The sequence below is a fragment of the Limnohabitans sp. genome, assembly GCF_040401135.1.
Classification (GTDB): Bacteria; Pseudomonadota; Gammaproteobacteria; order Burkholderiales; family Burkholderiaceae_C; genus Limnohabitans.
In genome coordinates this window covers 1-17,946 of the sequence record NZ_JBBAOV010000044.1, presented here as the reverse complement: position 1 = coordinate 17,946, position 17,946 = coordinate 1, and the positions used below count along the sequence as shown (strand labels likewise).

13 protein-coding genes and 2 tRNA genes are annotated in these 17,946 nt (G+C 54.6%); all 15 read left to right on the top strand.

What is annotated here, in order from left to right:
- The first annotated feature begins 64 nt into the window (after positions 1–64).
- The 15 genes from ABWP81_RS10670 to ABWP81_RS10600 all read left to right on the top strand — a co-directional run bounded on the left by ABWP81_RS10670 (position 65) and on the right by ABWP81_RS10600 (position 17,908).
- Positions 65–138: transfer RNA gene (locus ABWP81_RS10670), tRNA-Trp, on the top strand.
- 99 nt (positions 139–237) lie between these two features.
- Positions 238–621 carry a preprotein translocase subunit SecE gene (secE, locus tag ABWP81_RS10665; RefSeq protein WP_353141659.1) on the top strand — a complete coding sequence of 128 codons (384 nt, stop codon included), beginning with the start codon at positions 238–240 and terminating at the stop codon, positions 619–621.
- Entirely contained in the window at positions 621–1,220 is a 600-nt protein-coding gene (nusG, locus tag ABWP81_RS10660) for a transcription termination/antitermination protein NusG (protein ID WP_353137161.1), read from the top strand. Before secE ends, nusG begins: the two co-directional genes overlap by 1 nt.
- Positions 1,221–1,332: 112 nt before the next feature.
- Entirely contained in the window at positions 1,333–1,764 is a 432-nt protein-coding gene (gene rplK, locus ABWP81_RS10655) for a 50S ribosomal protein L11 (RefSeq protein ID WP_353141657.1), read from the top strand.
- Positions 1,765–2,460: a 50S ribosomal protein L1 gene (rplA, locus tag ABWP81_RS10650; protein ID WP_353136580.1), complete on the top strand. Its 696-nt coding sequence runs from the start codon at positions 1,765–1,767 to the stop codon at positions 2,458–2,460. It abuts the gene before it with no gap.
- Positions 2,461–2,708: 248 nt separating this feature from the next.
- A complete protein-coding gene (rplJ, locus tag ABWP81_RS10645) occupies positions 2,709–3,209 on the top strand; it encodes a 50S ribosomal protein L10 (RefSeq protein ID WP_353141655.1) in 501 nt (166 codons plus the stop codon).
- Positions 3,210–3,248: 39 nt separating this feature from the next.
- On the top strand, positions 3,249–3,623 hold the full coding sequence (gene rplL / locus ABWP81_RS10640) for a 50S ribosomal protein L7/L12 (RefSeq protein ID WP_353136586.1): 375 nt from the start codon (positions 3,249–3,251) through the stop codon (positions 3,621–3,623).
- Positions 3,624–3,889: 266 nt separating this feature from the next.
- Complete coding sequence (rpoB, locus tag ABWP81_RS10635; RefSeq protein WP_353136589.1) at positions 3,890–8,014, top strand: DNA-directed RNA polymerase subunit beta; 4,125 nt, start codon at positions 3,890–3,892, stop codon at positions 8,012–8,014.
- A 29-nt stretch (positions 8,015–8,043) separates the two neighbouring features.
- On the top strand, positions 8,044–12,270 hold the full coding sequence (gene rpoC / locus ABWP81_RS10630) for a DNA-directed RNA polymerase subunit beta' (protein ID WP_353141654.1): 4,227 nt from the start codon (positions 8,044–8,046) through the stop codon (positions 12,268–12,270).
- Positions 12,271–12,344: 74 nt separating this feature from the next.
- Positions 12,345–12,902, top strand: coding sequence for a LemA family protein (locus ABWP81_RS10625; RefSeq protein WP_353136841.1), 558 nt, complete (start codon positions 12,345–12,347; stop codon positions 12,900–12,902).
- Positions 12,899–14,239 carry a 16S rRNA (cytosine(967)-C(5))-methyltransferase RsmB gene (gene rsmB, locus ABWP81_RS10620; protein WP_353141652.1) on the top strand — a complete coding sequence of 447 codons (1,341 nt, stop codon included), beginning with the start codon at positions 12,899–12,901 and terminating at the stop codon, positions 14,237–14,239. Before ABWP81_RS10625 ends, rsmB begins: the two co-directional genes overlap by 4 nt.
- Complete coding sequence (locus tag ABWP81_RS10615) at positions 14,196–14,843, top strand: DUF4390 domain-containing protein (RefSeq protein ID WP_353136847.1); 648 nt, start codon at positions 14,196–14,198, stop codon at positions 14,841–14,843. Before rsmB ends, ABWP81_RS10615 begins: the two co-directional genes overlap by 44 nt.
- A complete protein-coding gene (locus ABWP81_RS10610) occupies positions 14,840–17,119 on the top strand; it encodes a sensor histidine kinase (RefSeq protein WP_353141650.1) in 2,280 nt (759 codons plus the stop codon). The genes ABWP81_RS10615 and ABWP81_RS10610 overlap by 4 nt, the downstream gene beginning before the upstream one ends.
- A 21-nt stretch (positions 17,120–17,140) precedes the next feature.
- Positions 17,141–17,800 carry a response regulator gene (locus ABWP81_RS10605; protein WP_353136853.1) on the top strand — a complete coding sequence of 220 codons (660 nt, stop codon included), beginning with the start codon at positions 17,141–17,143 and terminating at the stop codon, positions 17,798–17,800.
- Between the two features lie 32 nt (positions 17,801–17,832).
- Positions 17,833–17,908: transfer RNA gene (locus ABWP81_RS10600), tRNA-Phe, on the top strand.
- Positions 17,909–17,946 lie beyond the last annotated feature (38 nt).

Sequence of the window (17,946 nt, the reverse complement as noted above, 5' to 3'; positions counted from 1 at the left end):
GCGAAGGCGGAAAGACGGTTGGCGCTGGTGTGGTTGCTAAGATCATTGCCTAATCACTAGATTTAGGGGCGTAGCTTAGTGGTAAAGTTGCGGTTTCCAAAACCGTCGATGGGGGTTCGATTCCCTCCGCCCCTGCCACTAAAGCACTAAAGTTCAGTGGTTTACCAAAGCCCGCCATGATGGTGGGCTTCGGTGTCTTAAACAACACATAAAAACGGTACAGGAAAATCCTCATCCATGTCTGCAGCAAATATTGAAAACGTCACGACTACCGCCGACAAGGCCAAACTTGTCTTGGTGGTGGCGTTGGTCGTGGCTGCCCTGGCCGGCTTTTATGCGCTGACTGAGCAAGGGCAAATCATTCAGTGGCTCACCTTGGTCGGTGGCTTGGTGGCTGCGGTCGTTGTGTTTTTGCTGTCCTTGCCAGGTCGCCAGTTGGTGGCTTTTGGTAATGACGCGTGGCGTGAGGTCAACAAGGTTGTGTGGCCAACACGCAAAGAGTCGACCCAAATGACTTTGTATGTGTTTGCCTTTGTGGTGATCATGGCGCTGTTCTTGTGGCTGACCGATAAGACCCTCGAATGGGTGTTTTATGACCTGATTCTGGGCTGGAAAAAATAATGACTGACGACATCATCGATAACGCCGCAGCTGATGCGGCCGAAACGCCACCTCCTTACGTGAATCCGGATTTTCGCTGGTACGTGGTCCATGCCTATTCAGGTATGGAAAAGGCTGTTGAGCGCAACATCCGCGAAAGCATTGCACGCGCAGGGATGGAAACCAAATTCGGTCGCATCTTGGTGCCCACCGAAGAGGTTGTGGAAATGAAAAACGGCCAGCGCCGCACGGCTGAGCGCAAGTTTTTCCCTGGCTACGTGTTCGTCGAAATGGTCATGGATGATGAGTCCTGGCACTTGGTGAAGCACACCAACAAGGTGACCGGGTTTGTGGGTGGCGCTAAGAACCGTCCTGCTCCTATTTCTGAAGCTGAAGTTCAGAAAATCGTCAGTCAAATGCAAGACGGGGCCGATAAACCGCGTCACAAAGTTGAGTTCATGGCGGGCGAACTAATCCGTGTTAACGACGGCCCGTTCACCGACTTCAACGGCACAGTTGAAGAGGTGAACTACGAGAAGAGCAAAGTGCGCGTCTCAGTCACCATCTTTGGCCGCGCCACACCTGTGGAATTGGAATTTGGTCAGATTGAAAAGACCTGATCGCTTGAGAAATTTGTTGTTTAGCGCTTCCCGACTCGGTGCTAAATTTTTGAGGTGAGTCGTTAACCCCCGGGGAGTTCGCAAGAACGTTTGCACCCGTCAGGAGAAAAGCATGGCGAAAAAAATCGTCGGTTTTATCAAGCTGCAAGTACCAGCAGGTAAAGCCAATCCATCGCCACCGATTGGCCCAGCATTGGGTCAACGTGGTTTGAACATCATGGAATTCTGTAAGGCGTTTAACGCCCAGACCCAAGGCGTTGAGCCAGGTCTGCCATTGCCAGTGGTCATCACTGCGTTTGCAGATAAATCATTCACCTTCATCATCAAGACGCCGCCAGCGACGACCTTGATCAAAAAGGCTATCAAGCTCGACAAGGGTTCTGCTCGCCCACACGTCGACAAGGTTGGCAAGATCACACGTGCTCAGCTCGAAGAGATCGCCAAAGCCAAGATGGAAGACTTGAACGCGTCCGATTTGGACGCAGCTGTTCGCATCATCGCCGGCTCAGCCCGTTCGATGGGCGTCACTGTGGAGGGCGTGTAAATGTCTAAGTTGACTAAGAAACAAAAAGCCTTCGAAGGCAAAGTGGACAGCACCAAGCTGTACGCTTTGGTCGATGCTTTGGGCATGGTCAAAGAGTGCGCTACTGCCAAATTCGACGAGTCCATCGACGTTGCTGTGCAACTCGGTATTGATGCTAAGAAATCTGACCAAGTGGTGCGTGGCGCCGTGGTCTTGCCTAACGGCACAGGTAAAACTGCGCGCGTAGCCGTGTTCGCCCAAGGTGCTAAAGCTGAAGAAGCCAAAGCCGCTGGTGCTGACATCGTGGGCATGGACGACTTGGCCGCTATGGTTAAGGCGGGTGATATGCCTTTCGACGTGGTGATTGCTGCCCCTGACGCGATGCGCGTTGTGGGTACTTTGGGTCAAATCTTGGGCCCGCGCGGTCTGATGCCTAACCCCAAAGTCGGCACTGTGACGCCTGACGTCGCAACCGCTGTGCGCAACGCAAAAGCTGGTCAAGTCCAGTTCCGCGTTGACAAAGCCGGTATCGTGCATGGCACCATCGGTCGTCGCTCATTCGACACAGACAAACTGCAAGGCAACTTGGTTGCATTGATCGAGGCCTTAAACAAGGCCAAGCCTGCATCTAGCAAGGGTATCTATCTGCGCAAAGTTGCCGTGTCATCCACCATGGGTGTGGGTGTGCGCGTGGACGTGCAAACACTGGTCGCTTAAATAGCGTTCAAAAATCCGGGTGGCGCGTCAGCGCTGCCTAGAGTGGTGGGCTGCGGTAACTCTACGGAGTTGCACAGGCCATCCAAGACCGTTGGTGTGGGGCATGCCCCGCTTAATTTGATTGACCAACGCAGATGGCGATCCCGCTCGACGGAATTCTTCCTGACAGTTAGGTCGCTGCAAAAGTGGCGTGTTGACGGGTAAATGCAAAGTGCAGAGGCCTGAAGACACATTTAAAGGAGTAGACCTTGAGTCTTAATCGCAGTGAGAAAGAAGCGGTCATTTCAGAAGTGACCACGCTCGCCGCCCAAGCTCAAACGCTGGTGATTGCGGAATACCGCGGCATCACGGTCGCTGACATGACTAAATTGCGCAACCAAGCGCGTAGCAACGGTGTGAGCCTGAGCGTGTTGAAAAACACACTCGCACGTCGTGCTGTGATTGGTAGCTCGTTTGAAATTGTTGCCGACCAGATGACCGGTCCGCTGATCTATGGCTTCTCTGTTGACGCAATTGCCGCCGCTAAGGTGGTGGCTAACTTCGCGAAAACCAACGACAAGTTGGTAATTCGCGGTGGTGTTTACGGTGGTAAAGCTTTGGACGCGAACGGCGTTAAGCAATTGGCAAGCATCCCTTCGAAAGAAGTGTTGATGGCTCAGTTGTGTGGCTTGTTGATGTCGCCTATGTCTCGCACCGCAGTGGTGTTGGGCGCTTTGGCTGCTCAAAAAGGCGAAACAGCTGCCGCTTAATGCGCAGCTCGTGTTTTAACTAATTGTTAGGAAATAAAAATGGCATTCGATAAAGACGCATTTTTGACCGCGCTTGACAGCATGACGGTCTTGGAACTCAACGATTTGGTGAAAGCCATCGAAGAGAAGTTTGGCGTGAGCGCAGCTGCTATGGCTGCTCCCGCTGCTGGCGGTGGCGGCGGTGCTGCTGCAGCTGAAGAGCAAACGGAATTCAACGTGATCTTGTTGGATTGCGGAGCAAACAAAGTGTCCGTGATTAAAGCGGTTCGCGAAATCACTGGCCTTGGCTTGAAAGAAGCCAAAGACGTGGTGGACGGTGCTCCTAAGGCCGTTAAAGAAGCCGTGTCAAAGGCTGACGCAGAAGCCGCCAAGAAGAAGCTTGAGGAAGCTGGCGCTAAGGTTGAACTGAAGTAATTCGGTTCTCCCATGAGGCTGGAGTGCCCCCTAAGGGCCTCCAGCCTTCTGTGCTTACAGAGCGCACCCAAAAACTGTCTTGAGCGGAATCCCCCAAGATGTTTTTGAGTGTCTTCTGACCCCAACTGCAGAAGATGCCTTGGTTCGGGTTGCGTGCAATGCGCAACCGTCCGCCAACGCTGGTAGAGGCCAGCCGCCAAGCCTGATGTATGGGACGTGATGTCTCATGCAGCAAACAGTTCTGAAAGATCAAGCCCGGAGATCTCATGGCCCATAGTCAGTCCTACTCATACACCGAACGCAAGCGCATCCGCAAGAGTTTCGGCAGCCGCGACAGCGTGCTGGAAATCCCATATTTGTTGCAAATGCAAAAAGACGCGTACACCGCGTTCTTGCAAGCTGATGTCGTTCCTAAAAAGCGAACCAACGAAGGTCTGCAAGCTGCTTTTGAAGCTGCATTCCCGATCGTCTCGCACAACGGTTTTGTCGAGATGAAATATCTCGAATACAACTTGGCCAAGCCCGCTTTTGACGTGCGCGAATGCCAAACCCGTGGTTTAACGTTCTCTTCAGCTGTGCGCGCTCGCGTGCAACTCATCATTTACGACCGTGAGTCTTCGACACCACAGTCCAAAGTGGTCAAGGAAGTGAAAGAGCAAGAGGTCTACATGGGCGAAGTGCCTTTGATGACCGACAAAGGCTCATTCATCATCAACGGTACCGAGCGCGTGATCGTGTCTCAGTTGCACCGTTCTCCTGGCGTGTTCTTTGAGCACGACAAGGGTAAGACACACAGCTCTGGCAAATTGTTGTTCAGCGCACGCATCATCCCTTACCGCGGTTCGTGGCTCGACTTCGAATTCGATCCCAAAGACTTGCTTTACTTCCGCGTCGACCGTCGCCGCAAGATGCCCGTTTCTATTCTGTTGAAGGCCATCGGCCTGACCCCAGAAACCATCCTCGCCAACTTCTTTGTGAACGACAACTTCCGCTTGATGGATAGCGGCGCACAAATGGAATTTGTGGCCGAGCGTCTGCGCGGCGAAGTGGCGCGATTTGATATCACCGACAAGTCGGGCAAAGTGATTGTTGCCAAAGACAAGCGCGTGACTGTGCGTCACACCCGCGAGTTGGACGAGAGTAAAACTACGCACATCAGCGTGCCAGAAGACTTTCTGGTGGGTCGCGTGTTGGCCAAAAACATCATCGACAGCGACACAGGTGAGTTGATCGCCCGTGCCAACGACGAATTGACAGAAGCCTTACTCAAGAAATTGCGCGAAGCAGGTGTGCAAGATCTGCAATGTATCTACACCAACGAACTCGACCAAGGTGCTTACATTTCGCAAACATTGCGTACTGACGAAACCGTGGACGAATTTGCTGCACGCGTTGCCATCTATCGCATGATGCGCCCAGGCGAGCCGCCCACTGAAGACGCGGTGCAAGCCCTGTTCCAACGTTTGTTCTACAACCCAGACACGTACGATTTGTCGCGCGTGGGTCGTATGAAGTTCAACGCCAAAGTGGGCACTGCTGAATCAACAGGCCCCATGGTTTTGACCAACGACGACATCTTGTCTGTGGTGAAAATCTTGGTCGACTTGCGCAACGGCCGTGGCGAAGTCGATGACATCGACCACTTGGGTAACCGTCGCGTGCGTTGCGTGGGCGAATTGGCCGAAAACCAATACCGCACAGGTTTGGCACGTATTGAAAAAGCCGTGAAAGAGCGTTTGGGTCAAGCCGAGCAAGAGCCGCTTATGCCCCACGACTTGATCAACTCCAAGCCAATTTCTGCTGCGCTTAAAGAGTTCTTTGGCGCATCGCAGTTGTCACAGTTCATGGACCAAACCAACCCACTGGCCGAGATCACGCACAAGCGTCGTGTCTCAGCTTTGGGCCCAGGCGGTTTGACGCGCGAACGCGCTGGCTTTGAAGTACGTGACGTGCACGTCACCCACTACGGTCGTGTGTGTCCCATCGAAACACCAGAAGGTCCAAACATTGGTTTGATCAACTCTTTGGCTTTGTACGCCCGCTTGAACGAGTACGGTTTCATTGAAACCCCCTACCGTCGCGTGGTCGATGCCAAAGTGACGATGGACATCGATTACTTGTCCGCTATCGAAGAAGGCAAATACGTCATCGCTCAGGCCAACGCGGCTTTGGACAAAGACGGCAAGCTGACTGGCGACTTGGTGTCTGCCCGTGAAAACGGCGAATCCATTTTGTGCGGCGCAGAGCGCATTCAGTACATGGACGTGTCTCCAGCACAGATCGTGTCAGTGGCGGCGTCTTTGGTTCCGTTCCTCGAGCACGATGACGCCAACCGCGCCTTGATGGGTGCCAACATGTCACGCCAAGCCGTGCCTGTGTTGCGTCCAGAAAAGCCAATGGTCGGTACCGGTATCGAGCGCGTTGCTGCTGTCGACTCTGGCACGGTGGTCACGGCCACTCGCGGCGGTGTGGTCGACTACGTTGATGCAACTCGCGTTGTGGTTCGTGTAAACGACGCCGAAGCAACTGCTGGCGAAGTGGGCGTGGACATCTACAACCTGATCAAGTACCAACGTTCTAACCAAAACACCAACATCCATCAACGTCCGATCGTCAAGCGCGGCGACAAGATCGCCAAGGGCGACGTGATTGCTGACGGCGCATCAACTGACCTCGGCGAAATCGCCATTGGTCAAAACATGTTGATCGCGTTCATGCCTTGGAACGGCTACAACTTCGAAGACTCGATCTTGATCAGTGAGCGCGTGGTGGCAGAAGACCGCTACACCTCGATCCATATCGAAGAACTCGTGGTGATGGCTCGTGATACCAAGTTGGGTGCTGAAGAAATTACTCGCGATATTCCTAACTTGGCTGAGCAACAGCTCAACCGTTTGGATGACTCCGGCATCATCTACGTGGGTGCAGAAGTGCAGCCTGGCGACACACTGGTCGGCAAGGTCACCCCCAAAGGTGAAACCACGCTGACACCAGAAGAGAAGCTGTTGCGCGCGATCTTTGGTGAAAAAGCCAGCGATGTCAAAGACACCTCTTTGCGCGTGAGCCAAGGCTCGCAAGGTACGGTCATCGACGTGCAAGTCTTCACCCGTGAAGGCATCGTGCGTGACAAGCGTGCCCAGCAAATTATTGATGACGAACTCAAGCGTTTCCGCCTCGACTTGAACGACCAGCTCCGCATCGTGGAAGCTGACGCGTTTGACCGTATCGAAAAACTCTTGAACGGCAAAACCGCCAATGGCGGCCCTAACAAGTTGGCCAAGGGCAGCAAGATCGACAAGGCTTATATGGCTTCTGTCGAGAAGTTCCACTGGTTCGACATCCGCCCCTCTGATGAAGAAACTGCAGGTCAGTTGGAAAGCATCAAAAACGCGATGGAGCAAACCCGTCACCGTTTTGACTTGGCCTTCGAAGAGAAGCGCAAGAAATTGACGCAAGGCGACGAGTTGCCAGCAGGCGTGTTGAAAATGGTCAAGGTCTACTTGGCTGTCAAGCGTCGCTTGCAACCGGGCGACAAGATGGCCGGCCGTCACGGTAACAAAGGCGTGGTGTCCAAGATCGTTCCGGTCGAAGACATGCCTTACATGGCCGACGGCACACCTTGCGACATCGTGTTGAACCCACTAGGCGTTCCTTCACGTATGAACGTGGGTCAGGTGTTGGAAGTTCACTTGGGTTGGGCGGGCAAGGGTATCGGTCAACGCATTGGCAACATGCTCCAAGCAGAAGCCAAGGCAACTGAAATTCGCACCTTCATGGAAGAGCTCTACAACGGTTCTGGCCGCAAGGAAGACCTGAGCAAACTCAACGACGCACAAATCGTCGAGATGGCTGGCAACTTGACCAACGGTGTACCTTTTGCAACGCCCGTGTTTGACGGCGCTGCAGAAGAAGACATCCGCACTATGTTGAAGTTGGCTTACCCAGATGACATCGCCAAGGCGAAGGGTCTGACTGCCACACGCACTCAAGCGAACTTGTTTGATGGCCGAACAGGTGAAGCTTTCGAGCGTCCCACCACCATTGGCTACATGCACTTCTTGAAACTCCACCATTTGGTTGACGACAAGATGCACGCGCGTTCTACTGGTCCCTACAGCTTGGTCACACAGCAGCCGCTGGGTGGTAAGGCGCAGTTTGGTGGCCAGCGTTTCGGTGAGATGGAGGTGTGGGCTTTGGAAGCTTACGGCGCGTCTTACACATTGCAAGAAATGCTCACCGTCAAGTCCGACGACGTGCAAGGCCGTACCAAGGTGTACGAGAGCATTGTCAAAGGCGAGCACTCGATCGAAGCGGGCATGCCCGAATCGTTCAACGTGCTGGTCAAAGAAATTCGTTCATTGGGCATCGACATTGAGTTGGACCGCGCTTAAGCGGTTTGACGAAAAGAAGGATTTAAAACATGAAATCATTACTCGACCTGTTCAAGCAGTTCACGCCCGATGAGCATTTCGATGCCATCAAAATTGGCATGGCTTCCCCCGAAAAGATCCGTTCATGGTCTTTCGGCGAAGTGAAAAAGCCAGAAACCATCAACTACCGCACCTTCAAGCCAGAGCGCGATGGTTTGTTTTGCGCCAAGATCTTTGGCCCTATCAAAGACTACGAATGCTTGTGCGGCAAATACAAACGCCTCAAGCACCGTGGCGTCATTTGCGAGAAGTGCGGCGTTGAAGTCACACAAACAAAGGTGCGTCGCGAGCGTATGGGTCACATCGACCTGGCCGCACCTTGCGCTCACATCTGGTTCTTGAAGTCACTGCCCTCACGTTTGGGCCTCGTGCTCGACATGACCCTGCGTGATATCGAACGCGTGTTGTACTTTGAGGCCTATGTTGTGACCGACCCCGGCATGACGCCTTTGAAGAAATTCGGCATCATGACGGAAGACGACTACGAAGCCAAAGTGGTGGAGTACGGTGACGAATTCATTGCCAAAATGGGCGCTGAGGGCATCAAAGATTTGCTCGAAGGACTCGACCTCGACGCTGAAATCGACAAGTTGCGTAACGACCTCACCGGATCTGAGCTCAAGATCAAGAAAAACGCCAAGCGTTTGAAATTGATGGAAGCGTTCAAGAAGTCTGGCATCAAGCCCGAGTGGATGGTGTTGACCGTCTTGCCCGTGTTGCCACCTGATTTGCGCCCCTTGGTGCCGTTGGATGGCGGTCGTTTTGCGACTTCCGACTTGAATGACTTGTACCGTCGCGTGATCAACCGCAACAGTCGTCTGCGTCGTTTGCTTGAGCTGAAGGCGCCAGAAATCATTGCACGCAACGAAAAGCGTATGTTGCAAGAAGCCGTGGACAGCTTGCTGGACAACGGCCGTCGCGGCAAGGCCATGACAGGCGCCAACAAGCGTGCCTTGAAGTCACTGGCTGACATGATCAAAGGCAAGAGCGGTCGTTTCCGTCAAAACTTGTTGGGTAAGCGCGTCGACTACTCAGGTCGTTCAGTGATTACCGTGGGCCCAACTTTGAAACTGCATCAGTGCGGTTTGCCCAAGTTGATGGCGCTCGAGTTGTTCAAGCCTTTCATCTTCTCGCGTCTCGAAGCCTTGGGCATCGCGACCACCATCAAGGCGGCAAAGAAAGAAGTTGAATCCGGCTCAGCCGTGGTGTGGGACATCTTGGAAGAGGTGATCAAAGAGCACCCCGTCATGTTGAACCGTGCGCCTACGCTGCACCGCTTGGGTATTCAAGCGTTCGAGCCGATCTTGATCGAAGGCAAAGCCATTCAGTTGCACCCACTCGTTTGTTCAGCGTTCAACGCCGACTTTGACGGTGACCAAATGGCTGTTCACGTGCCGTTGTCTGTGGAAGCACAGATGGAAGCACGCACCTTGATGCTGGCATCGAACAACATCTTGTTCCCTGCCAACGGTGAACCATCGATTGTTCCTTCTCAAGACGTCGTGTTGGGCTTGTACTACGCCACCCGCGACCGTATCAACGGCAAGGGCGAAGGCTTGGTGTTTGCCAACCTGACCGAAGTGCAACGCGCTTTGGACGCTGGCGTGGTCGAGTTGACCGCCAAAGTGGCCGTGCGCTTGACCGAGTGGAACAAAGACAAAGAAACCGGTGAGTTCGTCCCAACCACCAGCTTGGTTGACACCACAGTGGGTCGTGCTTTGTTGTCAGAAATTTTGCCCAAGGGCTTGCCTTTCTCCAACGTCAACAAAGCGTTGAAGAAGAAAGAAATTTCTAAGCTCATCAACGTGTCATTCCGTAAGTGCGGTTTGAAAGAAACCGTGGTGTTCGCCGACAAGCTGTTGCAAAACGGTTTCCGTTTGGCTACGCGCGCGGGTATCTCGATTGCCATCGATGACATGTTGGTGCCGCCAGAAAAAGGCGCCATCATTAGCGCTTCGGAAAAAGAAGTCAAAGACATCGAACAACAATACGTGTCCGGTTTGGTGACTTCTGGCGAACGTTACAACAAGGTGGTGGACATCTGGGGTAAGGCCGGCGACGCTGTGTCAAAAGTGATGATGGACCAACTCCGCAAAGAGAAGACCATCGACCGTCACGGCAACGAAGTCGAGCAAGAATCGTTCAACTCCATCTACATGATGGCCGACTCTGGCGCTCGCGGTTCAGCCGCTCAGATCCGCCAGTTGGCCGGTATGCGTGGACTGATGGCCAAGCCTGACGGCTCCATCATTGAGACACCCATCACGGCGAACTTCCGTGAAGGTCTGAACGTGTTGCAGTACTTTATTTCCACCCACGGTGCACGTAAAGGCCTGGCCGACACGGCGTTGAAGACCGCCAACTCGGGCTACTTGACACGCCGCTTGTGCGATGTGGTGCAAGACTTGGTCGTGACCGAACACGATTGCGGTACGCATAATGGCTCGGTCATGCGCGCTATTGTTGAAGGCGGAGAAGTGATCGAATCCTTGCGCGACCGCGCATTGGGCCGTACCTTGGTTGACGATGTGCTGCACCCGGAAACTCGTGCGGTTTTGGTCAAGACGGGTGTCATGTTGGACGAGGACATGCTGGACGAGCTGGAAGCGATGGGCGTTGACGAAGTCAAAGTACGCACCGCCCTGACCTGCGAAACCCGTTTTGGTCTGTGCGCCAGTTGCTACGGCCGCGATTTGGGCCGTGGTGATTTGATCAACATCGGTGAGGCCGTGGGCATCATTGCTGCGCAGTCCATCGGTGAACCCGGTACACAGCTAACCATGCGTACGTTCCACATCGGTGGTGCAGCGTCGCGTGCAGCTGTCGCGTCTAGCGTCGAAGCCAAATCAAACGGCGTGATTGGCTTTAACGCCACCATGCGCTATGTGTCCAACACCAAAGGTGAGTTGGTGGTGATTTCTCGCTCTGGCGAGATCGTCATCCACGACGAACACGGCCGTGAGCGCGAGCGTCACAAAGTGCCGTACGGTGCCATCTTGGCTATCAAGCCAGATCAAACCATCAAGGCCGGCGTTATATTGGCCAACTGGGATCCATTGACACGACCCATCATCACTGAATTTGCCGGTAAGGTGCAATTCGAAAACGTCGAAGAAGGCCTCACTGTGGCCAAGCAAATGGACGAAGTTACTGGCTTGTCCACCTTGGTGGTGATTGATCCGAAACGTCGCGGCGCAACCAAAGTGGTTCGCCCACAGGTCAAGCTGATCGATGCGTCGGGCAAAGAAGTGAAGATCCCTGGCACAGACCACCCCGTGACGATTGGCTTCCAAATCGGTGCGTTGCTTCAAGTGCGCGACGGCATGGATGTGGGCCCAGGCGAAGTCTTGGCGCGTATCCCTGTGGAAGGTCAAAAGACCCGCGACATTACCGGCGGTTTGCCACGTGTGGCTGAGCTGTTCGAAGCACGCAGTCCTAAAGACAAGGGCATGTTGGCTGAGATGACCGGTACCGTGTCGTTTGGTAAAGAAACCAAAGGCAAGGTTCGTTTGCAGATCACGGACCCAGAAGGCAAAGTGTGGGACGAACTCATTCCTAAAGAGAAAAACATCTTGGTGCACGAAGGCCAAGTGGTCAACAAAGGCGAGAGCGTAGTGGACGGCCCAGCCGACCCACAGGACATCTTGCGTTTGCTCGGTATGGAAGAGTTGGCTCGCTACATCGTCGACGAAGTGCAAGACGTGTACCGTTTGCAAGGCGTGAAGATCAACGACAAGCACATTGAAGTGATCGTGCGTCAAATGTTGCGTCGTGTCGTGGTCGAAAGCGTGGGTGATTCCAACTACATTGCGGGCGAACAAGTGGAGCGTTCAGAAATTCTGAACACCAACGAAGCGTTGCAACGTGATGGAAAAATCCCCACAACTTTCACCAACTTGTTGTTGGGCATCACCAAAGCGTCCTTGTCGACTGACTCGTTCATCTCTGCGGCTTCTTTCCAAGAAACCACACGTGTGTTGACCGAGGCGGCCATCATGGGCAAGCGCGACGAATTGCGTGGTTTGAAAGAAAACGTCATCGTCGGTCGCCTGATTCCTGCAGGCACGGGTATGGCTTATCACAAAGCCCGCAAGGTCAAAGATGCGATGGACGACGCTGAGCGCCGTGCTATTGCGGATGCTGAAGCCGCTGAGTTGGCTGGAGAGTCTTCTGAAGAAGAAACTCAAGTCGATCACGGCGCTGGCGAAGCAGCGTAAAGTGACCCTCTCAACAAAGGCCCGAAAGGGCCTTTGTTGTTTGGGCTCAACCGTAAAAGTACAAGGAGTTCAACATGCTAGACGCGTGGTGGTTTTGGCTGTTCGTAGCCGTGATGTTGTTTTGGAGCGTGGGTGCTTACCGTCGCTTGGTGGGCTTGCGCACGGCGGTAAACAAACAATTTGCTGTGCTCGAAGAGCTCATGCTGCGCTACCAAGCCCTGGTCCAAGAGTCCACCACTGCAGCGGTCACCGCGCCTTCAGGCTGGCGAACCGCGGTGTCGCCCGAGTTGGGTGCCAGTCATTGGACGCGCTTGCAAGTGGCCGCTAATTTATCGGCTATGGCCTTGGCGCGTATGCAAGAGCATCCGCTAGAGCCTGCATCTGCCATCGCTTTGGTGGCGACCAGCCGTGACTTACAAGAAGCTTGGGAGTCGCTCACACACCCCGATGTCTACTACGTGGCTGTGCCAGCCGAGCTGACGCAGCGTTGGACTGAACTGGGCATTTCCATTCAACCAGATTTGCAGCGTTTCAACCAAGCTGTGACCCAGTACAACGAATCGATTGACATGTTTCCTGCCACGTGGATGGCGCGCATGTTCAAGTTCAAGCCCGGACGCCTATTGGAATGAATGATCACACACACACATCTGTCCCACTGTGGCAGCAGCTGCAAGCTGTGGCCCAAGCCTTGGCGCAAGTGCGGCGTGGTGTGTCTGGCACAGCAGCCCTAGATGCTGTGCCTTCGGCTTTGCGCCCTGGCGTGCAAGCTTTGCTGTTTCAGGCGCTGCGTCAGCTCGGACGTGCGCAAGCATTGCGTGCGCAATTGGCGTCGCGTGCGCCTGCTCCCTTGCCCGATGCCTTGCTGTGCACGGCACTGGCTTTGGCGTGGGATCCAGAGAACGCACCCTACGAGCCTCACACCTTGGTGAATCAAGCGGTGGAAGCAGCCAAAAACACACGCAGCTTGGCCATGCAAGCCAACTTTTTAAATGCCTGCTTACGACGCTTTTTGCGAGAACGCGATGCCTTGGTGAAAGCCACCGACAACGATGTGCACGCGAAATGGAACCACCCCGAGTGGTGGATCAAGCGTCTGCAAAAAGACCATCCTGACCATTGGCAAGACATTTTGCGCGCCAACAACCAAGCGGCGCCCATGACCCTGCGCGTCAACACCGCGGGCATCAGCCGTGACGCCTTGAAAATAGATTGGGACAACCACGGCTTGACATCGCAAGCGGTGGGTCAACAAGGCTTGGTGCTTGACCAAGCGCATGGCGTGCGTGACATCCCTGGCTTTGCTGAAGGCTTGTGCTCTGTGCAAGACGCGGCTGCGCAATGTGCCTCGCAACTGTTGCTCAAAGATTTAGCGCCAGCCGGCCAGGCACTGCGCGTGCTGGATGCGTGTGCCGCACCCGGCGGTAAAACCGCCCATTTGTTAGAGCTGCTCAACGACACATCAGAAGTTGTGGCACTTGACATTGACCCGCAACGTTGCGAGCGCATTGTGCAAAACATGCAGCGCATTGGCCGCACGGCCAAGGTCATTGCTGCTGACGCTGCACAAACCAAAACCTGGTGGGACGGTCAGTTGTTTGATGCTATTTTGTTAGATGCACCGTGCACCGCTTCGGGTATCGTGCGCCGCCACCCCGATGTGCGTTGGTTGCGTCGCGAGGCCGACATCGACAAGCTCGCAGCCATTCAAAAAAACCTGCTCAAACAACTGTGGCCTTTGGTCAAACCAGGCGGACGTTTGCTGTACTGCACCTGTTCGGTTTTCAGCGCCGAGGGCGAGAACCAAGCCAAAACGTTTGTTGAACACAACACCAATGCCCGTTTACTGCCCTCCTTGGGGCATTTAAGACCGCAAAGTGTCGCCACAAGCGCCGCGCTCACCGACAATCTACCCGGTGATCACGATGGCTTTTACTACGCACTGCTGGAAAAACTTCCCACGTCTTGAGCTGCTCTTTCGGGGCATCGTCAAGCGCGGTCGTTGGCTGTGTTTGGCTCTTAGCCTGATGTTGGCAGGGGTGGCGCAAGCAGACACGGCAGTGGAGTTGCAGGAGCTGAAGCTAGACCGCCAAGAGGCAGCGCTCTACATGTCTGGCACATGGCAGTTCGAGCTACCCAGCGCCTTGGAAGATGCCTTGCAGAAGGGCATCACGCTTTACTTTGTGACCGAGGTTGAAATTAGACAAGAGCGCTGGTATTTCTACAACCAGCGCGTGGCATTTGCCGAGCGTCATGTGCGTTTGTTTTACCAACCGCTCACGCGCCGCTGGCGCGTCAATATTTCGCCGCAAGCCTTCAACGTCAGCGGCTTGGGCGTCAGCTTAGGACAAAGCTACGACACGGCAGAAGACGCCATCAATGCCGTGCGCCGTATCGCCCAATGGCGCATCGCCAACGCAACAGACTACAACCCAGAAGCCAAACAAACCATCAGTATCAATTTCAAGCTCGACCTCAAACAGCTGCCGCGTCCGATGCAAATCGGTCTGGCTGGGCAGAGTGACTGGAACATTGGCTACAACAAAACACAGCGCTTGGAGCTCAAGCCATGATTGAGTTAGCTGAAAAGCGCACACGCCTTTCCAGCTTTCAGTTGCGGTGGTTGTTGGTTGTTAGCGCAGCCGTTGCGCTGGGGCTGGGCTTGGTGTTGTTGTTTCTATTGACCCAAGCGACCGACAACCGCCAGCTTTATGAGCGTAACTATCGCCAACTGTTTGGCTTGAACGTGGTGGTGGCCACCTTGTTGATGGGTGTTATCGCCTGGTTGTCCATGCGCTTGATGATGCGCTTGCGTCAAGGCAAATTTGGCAGTCGCTTGTTGCTGAAAATCGCAGCCACATTTGCTTTGGTGGGTTTTATGCCAGGGCTGCTGATTTACAGCGTTTCCTACCAATTCGTGTCGCGATCTATTGAAAGCTGGTTTGATGTGAAGGTGGAAGGAGCCCTAGATGCGGGCCTCAATTTGGGACGCACCACACTGGACACCTTGGCCAACGACTTGGGGCAAAAAACGCGTGCTGCCAGTGCACAAATCAACGACCTGCCCGACGCCTCGGTCGGCATTGCGCTAGAGCGATTGAAGGACCAGCTGAGCGCCGACGATGTTATTTTGTGGAGTACCTCAGGCCAAGCCATAGCAAGCGCGGGCGAGTCGCGTTACAAAATCAACCCAGACCGACCCACCTCTTTGCAGCTGCGGCTGGTGAAAACGCAAAGCATGGTCACCGTCATCGATGGCTTGGATGAGGCCGAAATTCAGGGCACAGCCAAAGCCCGTATCCGCGCACTTGTGCTGGTGGCACCGTCCGGATTGGGACTGTTGATTGAACCGCGAGTTTTACAAGTCACCAAGGCCTTGCCACCCACCTTGGTGAGCAACGCCTTGGCGGTGGAGGTGGCCTATCGCGAGTACCAAGAGCGAGCGTTGGGACGCGAGGGGCTGCGCAGCATGTACATCGGCACCTTGACGCTGAGTCTGTTTTTGGCCGTCTTTGGTGCGGTGCTGTTGGCCGTGCTGCTGGGCAATCAATTGGCGCGGCCCTTGCTGATGCTGGCAGAAGGCGTGCGTGATGTAGCGGCTGGAGATCTAAGCCCCAAGCCCGCTTTGCAAGGCCGCGATGAGTTGGGGGGCCTCACACGTTCATTTGCGGTCATGACGCAGCAGCTGGCCGACGCACGATCCTCGGTCGACCGAAGCATGCTGCAAGTGCACACCTCGCGTGCCAACTTGCAAACCATCCTCGACAACCTCACCGCCGGTGTGATTGTGTTGACCGAGGATGGCCGTATCAAATCATCCAACCCTGGGGCCACGCGCATCTTGCGTGTGCCACTGGCCGCGTGGGAAGGTCGAGCGTTGAGTGACATTGAAGGGTTGGTTGAGTTTGCCGAACATGTGCGCCGCGAGTTTGACGGCTTCTTGGGCGAGCGCAGCCAACATGGCCTAGACCACTGGCAACAATCGTTTGAGTTGCATGCCACCACCATCAGTCCCGCCGTGCAGCTGAGTGACGATACGCAGCAACACATCACCCTGCTGGCGCGGGGCGCCGTGCTACCCAACAACGGCCGCTTGCTGGTGTTTGACGACATATCTGAAATCGTTTCTGCCCAACGTGCGCAAGCCTGGGGCGAGGTGGCGCGTCGACTGGCGCATGAAATTAAAAACCCGCTCACCCCCATTCAGCTGTCAGCTGAGCGCTTAGAAATGAAGCTCACGGGCAAGCTGCAAGAGTCCGAGCAACTGATTCTGAACAAGTCAGTCAAAACCATCGTGGATCAAGTGGATGCCATGAAACGCTTGGTCAATGAGTTTCGCGATTACGCGCGATTGCCCGTGGCTGACCTCAAACCGCTGGACCTCAATGCCTTGGTGCAAGACGTCATGCAGCTTTACGGCGCAGAAAACGCCGACGTACCGGTGCATGCCCACCTTGATGCAGCGTGTCCTTTGATCATGGGAGATGCGCAGCAGTTGCGCCAAGTGGTGCACAACCTGCTGCAAAACGCACAAGATGCCACCGAGGGCCAGGCGCATCCCACCGTGTCGATCGCCACACAAATGGTGGCCACATCTGGCCGCGTGCGACTGCTGGTGCGTGACAACGGACCTGGCTTTCCACCCAAAATTTTGAACCGTGCCTTTGAGCCCTATGTCACTACCAAGGCGCGAGGTACAGGCCTTGGTTTGGCTGTGGTAAAGAAAATTGCTGACGAACATTCGGCCCGCATTGACCTGAAAAATCGCGAATCAGAGGGGCGAGTGATAGGGGCGCAAGTGTCGCTATCATTCACAGTTGCGAAATCGCAACAAACCCAACTTCTTTAATTCAGCGAGACACGATTAGACATGGCGAACATTTTGGTGGTGGATGACGAATTGGGCATTCGGGACCTCTTGTTTGAGATCCTCAACGACGAAGGCCATGCGGTAGAAGTAGCAGAAAACGCAGCGCAAGCACGCTTGGCCCGCCAAGCGGCTCGCCCTGATTTGGTCTTGCTCGACATTTGGATGCCCGACACCGATGGCGTGACCCTGCTCAAAGAATGGGCCGGCGCTGGCTTGCTGAACATGCCCGTCATCATGATGAGTGGCCACGCCACCATTGACACCGCGGTAGAAGCGACCCGCATTGGCGCACAAGCTTTCTTAGAAAAACCCATCACCCTGCAAAAGCTGCTGAAGGCCGTCGAGCAAGCTTTGGCACGCAAGCCCGTGGCGGTGGCCGCCGTCAAAGGCGTCAACATGGTTGCCAGCAAAGATGGCAGCGCAGTCAATGCCGCACCTCAAGCGGTGGTGCTGCCCCCCACCCATCAGAGCTTTGATTTAGAGCAACCCCTGCGTGAAGCGCGTGATGCATTTGAGCGTGCCTATTTTGAATATCACCTGACCCAAGAAAACGGTTCGATGACGCGCGTGGCTGATAAAACTGGCTTAGAGCGCACGCATTTGTACCGCAAGCTCAAGCAGCTGGGCGTGGATTTATCTAAGCCAAAACGGGCTGCATAACGGCACCTTTGTGCTAGAATTTCACCCTTACCGGCCCGGTAGCTCAGTTGGTAGAGCAGCGGATTGAAAATCCGCGTGTCACAGGTTCGATCCCCGTCCAGGCCACCAAAACTAAAAAACCTCAGTGTTCGCACTGAGGTTTTTTT